The following is a 4,532-nucleotide window of genomic DNA, read 5'->3' on the forward strand; positions in this document are numbered from 1 at the left end:
GAGGTGGTGGGCGCGGCATCCTGCAGAACAGGATCACCTTGCCGCCATCCGCCGCCTGCCGCCCGGTAGAGGGCGATCCAGGCCGCCATCCGCTCGCGTTCGAGCGCCGACAGCGCCATGCGGGCGTTCAACAGCATGCGGCGCGACTCCTCGAGCTCCAGCAGGCTCGCGAATCCGCTGCGGTGTCGTTGCTCCATCGCTTCGAACGAAGCCTGATAGCCTTCCACCGCTACCTGGGCGTCGGCGGCGCGAGCGGCCGTGCCGTGCAGATTGACCAGGGCCTCCTCCACTTCGCGTATCGCCTGGCGGGCGGTGGCGCGGTACTGCATGACCGCCTCTTCGTAGCGCGCGTGCGCCGATTCGACGTCGGCGCGCAGGCGGCCGCCATCGAGCAGGGGGAGCGTCACGCCCAGCGGCCCGATGGACCAGGTGTTGACGTCCATTTCTATGCCCCGGGCCGCGAACGATGCGACGCCGATGCTGCCGTTCAAGGTCAGCCGCGGATAGCGCCTGGCCTGGGTACTTCCGACTTCGGCCGCGGCGGCGGCCACGTTGCGATCGGCATTGAACAAGTCTGGCCGTTGCGCCAGCACGGCTGCCGGGAGGCGGTCGATGGCGAACAGGGTGTCGGGCGGGCGCCGCGTCGGCTGCTGCGCGACCCGGGAGCGAACCTCGTCCTCGTCGAGGGCAGTGAGCGCGACCAGCGCCTTGATGCTGATGTCGCATACGGCCCGCTGCTGCACGACCCGCGCGGCTGCCTCGGCGCTGCTGGCGCGCGTCAGCGCGGCGTTGGCGCTCGACTGGAAACCCGCGCGCAGTGCAAGCTCAGTCAGGCGGTGGGTCTGCGCGCGCGAGGCGGCGTCCTGTTCCAGGATGGCAAGGTCGCGCTGGCACGCACGCAAATTGTTCAATTCGTGCGCTACCTCCGCCGCGACCGAAATGCGAGCTTCATGCCATTGCGCCTGCGCGCCCTCGAGCCTTGCCTGGGCGGCGTCGCGGGCGGCACGGTTGGCTCCGAACAAGTCGATTTCCCACGATGCCTGCACCGCAGCCTGGTGTTGCGTGGCGACCCCGCCCGCGATCTGGGAGAACCCGCGGCTGCTCTGGGCATTGGCTTCGACGGCAGGGCCTAGCGCCGCCGCGGCCGCAGTGCGGGCCGCCCGCGCCTGTACGAAGCGAGAGCGGGCGGCCGCGAGAGTCGGACTGGCGGCTTGGGCGGCGTCGATCAAGCCTTTGAGCGCCGGATCGCCGACCTGATCCCACCATTCCAATAGCTGTTGCTGGCGAGACGTGTGCGGCGGATCCGTGACTGCCGGGTCGCCATTGCCGGGCGTCGGCGCATGCCAGCTCGGCGGCGGAGAAAGCGAGGCCGACGGGGCCGGTGCTTGCAGCGCGCAGCCGCCGAGGAGCAGCAGCGGCCACAAAAGCGTCCCGCAGGCAATGCGCGGGAATGGGACGTTTGAACGAGGGGAACGTGCGAGCGGCATACGTTTGGATGGTGCACGACGCGGAAGGCAGCTCTTGCCGGTCCGCGCAACGGCGCATGAGTGACCCGATAGCGTAATCGAAAAGCATCAGGAAAATGCGCTGGACCAGTTACATATTCCCTTCCCGTTCGGATGCGGCGCGCTCCAGGTCTGAACCCGCGAGAAAGGCGTATCCCGGGCGTGCGACGAAGCACGACGATGAGATGCCAGCAGGGCGAAAGGCGGACAAAAAAACCGGACCGTTGCCGGTCCGGTGCTGCAAGGCGCCCAGGGGGTTCCAGGCGCCGTTGCGGGGTGCGTCAGGTGCGACGCTTTAGAACATGTGGCGCAGGCCTACGCCGAATTGGCGGGTCGTCCGGTCATTCGCGGCGGAGGTGCCGTAGTTGCCGACGTTGTCCACGTTGCTGAAGAACGCGTAAGCGTTGGTGCGACGCGACAAGGGGTAGGTGTAGCCGACGCTAAAGCCTTCGATGTCCCAGTCTTTGGCTTTCTGGTACGAACCGAACAGCGAGCCGGGTCCGACGGGAGCCGAGGCGCCGACCATGTACGAGAGGGTCTTCTCCGCCAGGACGCCGTTCCAGCCCGGGACGTCGCCCACGTTGACGGCGACCTTGCGCTGGTCGGCGACCGCAGCGTGCAGCTTGACGACGCCGAAGTCGTAGGTGCCGCCCAGCTGGGTCGAGCGCCCGACGCCGCCGCCGGTAGCCGGTTCGACCTGGTCATAGGTCAGGGCGACTTCGACCGGGCCGTTGGCGTAGCGCAGGCCCGAGGTGATGGCGCGGTTGTTGGTGCCGGCGACCGGGGTTTCGCTGGACGAGCGGTTGAAGCTGTATCCGACCGCAGCCTGGAAGCCGTTCCAGGTCGGCGTGAAGTACATCACGCTATTGCTGTTGCGGACTTGGTTGGCTGCGATGAAGGTCGAGCCCATGCCCGCTTGGCGGAAGGTCGTGCCGAAGGGGTCGATGTTGGTGAAGAATTGCGACCCGAGGATGAATTGGCGGCCGAAGCGGATTTCACCCAAGGTGGCGGACGACAGTCCTACCCACGATTGGCGGTTGAACAGGCCGGATTGGCTGGTGGTGCCGTCGTCGGCGTTGATGCCGGCTTCCAGCAGGAAATTGGCTTTCAGCCCGTTGCCGAGGTCTTCCGAGCCGCGCAGGCCAAAGCGCGAATCGCTTTGCAGCCCGCTGTCGAGGGCGTTACGGGCTTTCAGTCCTTCCGTCTTGGTGTACAGATAGCCCATGTCCATGACGCCATACAGGGTGACGGAGCTTTGAGCGTGCGCAGCGCTCGTCATTCCAGCCGTGCCAGCCAGGATGGCGGCAGTGATCAACGTTTTTTTCATTGATACATCTCCAAGAATGAGCTGGCGTCCGCAGCAAGCGGTTGGGTGCGAAGGCGCGGATGGAATGCGCGGGTCCATCGTCGGGTCCCGCTGGCTGCGGGGAAGCCAGTGCTTCCCGGTGGGAAGGTGACCCTATTGCAGCAAAAACTAGGGTTAACACCAATAGTTTGCCCAGGTTAATACTCGGGTTTTTACTAATTCTTACCTGAATTGTTGCTTTTATGCAAAAGTCCCGGCTCCCAAGTGAGTGAGGCGGGACTTTGACGCGGAAACGAGGGCAATGACCCCCGGGCCTGGCATGGCCTAGAACTTATGCTGCAGGCCGAGGGCGAATTCACGCTTGTCGCCCGTCGCCGTGGAGCCCGGGCGGGCAACGACATCGTTGTACTGGTTCAGGAGGGCGTATAGCGTGGTGCGCTTGGAGACCTGATAGTTGTAGCCGAGCGCATACCCGTCGATTGCCGTGTCCCGGCGGCCGTTGTTGACGTTGGCGTGGTCGTTGCGCTGGTACGCGGCAAAGAGTTTGTGCGCGCCGAAGGGGACGGTTACGCCGACCAGGTAGGAGTTCTCTTTCTTGGCTGCTGAGAGGAAGCCGGAGTTCTGCAGGCGTCCATAGCCGGCATGGAGTTTGGCTGGACCGAAGTCGTAGGTGGCGCCGACCTGGAGGTTCTTGATGTCCGCGCCGGCGGCACCGGCCCCCGGAGGCTGGTCGGCAGCGTTCTTTTGTTCATAGGTCAGCACGGCGAGCAAGGGTCCGCTCTGGTAGCGCATGCCCAGCGAGTAGACCGGATTGTCGGCGTCGTTGCCTGCGGTTTCGGCGCCCGATGCGTGGAAGCTGTACCCCGCTCCGAACTGAAATCCGCCGAAGGAGGGTGAAAGATAGAAGGCGCTGTTGCTGACGCGGTCGTCGATGCCACCGACGTTGAAAATGGTTTTGCTCTGGGCCTGGGAATAGGCATTGCCGAAGGGGTTGATTGCGCCGCGGAACCAGTTGAAGCCCAGCGTCTCCTGGCGGCCCAAGCGGATTTCGCCGAAGCTGCCCGACAGGCCCGCCCAGGCCGCCCGGTCAAAGAGTTGGCCGGATGCACTTTGGATGCCGGTGTCGGCCTTGAAGCCGCTTTCCAGCTGGAAGTTGGTTTTCAGTCCGTTGCCGAGATCTTCCACGCCACGTAGGCCAAAGCGAGAACTGCCGGCTACGCCGCTTTCCAAGCCGTTGGTGGAGGATTGCCCGTCTTGCTTGCTGTGCATGAACCCCATGTCGACGATGCCATACAGGGTGACGCTCTGGGCATGAGCGGTGCCGGTGAAGGCAGCCAGCGCCGCAGCTGCGAAGAGTGGGTATTTCAATTGCGTACTCCAAAGGGGAAGGGGAATGGGCACGCAAGAGTGCTTGGTGCCCGGGCGAGAGGATGCCGGTCCAAGATGAGAGGAAAATGACAGCGCCGGCCCGGCGTTGCAGCCGCGCAATGGGCGGATTGCCTATACTTGAAGGCTGTCCTGAGTCGTTGTCCGGTTCCGTGCCGGATCGGAGGTTGTATGTCGGAAACGGTGTTCTTTCGTCGCGCTTCGTTGCTGGACCGGGTGCTCTCCGAGGCTGACCGCGCACTGCGCGTGCTTGCCGGCTCGGTTTCGGCGCGGCGCCCCAATCCTGCGGGGCCGGCGCCCGTAGCCGAAGAGGGCGCGGGGGAGGGCGGGCTGAC

At 65.1% G+C, this 4,532-nt stretch carries 3 protein-coding genes; all 3 read right to left on the minus strand.

Going from position 1 to position 4,532, the window contains the following annotated elements:
• A partial coding sequence (locus IRZ12_RS15830) for an efflux transporter outer membrane subunit (RefSeq protein ID WP_296470452.1) occupies nt 1-1,424 on the minus strand: 1,424 nt, incomplete at its 3' end.
• A 376-nt stretch (nt 1,425-1,800) separates the two neighbouring features.
• The gene (locus IRZ12_RS15835) at nt 1,801-2,832 is read right to left on the minus strand and encodes a porin (RefSeq protein WP_296470455.1); all 1,032 of its coding nucleotides are present in this window, start codon (nt 2,830-2,832) and stop codon (nt 1,801-1,803) included.
• Between the two features lie 303 nt (nt 2,833-3,135).
• Nucleotides 3,136-4,179: a porin gene (locus IRZ12_RS15840; RefSeq protein ID WP_296470458.1), complete on the minus strand. Its 1,044-nt coding sequence runs from the start codon at nt 4,177-4,179 to the stop codon at nt 3,136-3,138.
• Nucleotides 4,180-4,532 lie beyond the last annotated feature (353 nt).

It is taken from the genome of Pigmentiphaga sp. (genome assembly GCF_019689535.1).
Classification (GTDB): domain Bacteria; phylum Pseudomonadota; class Gammaproteobacteria; order Burkholderiales; family Burkholderiaceae_B; genus Pigmentiphaga.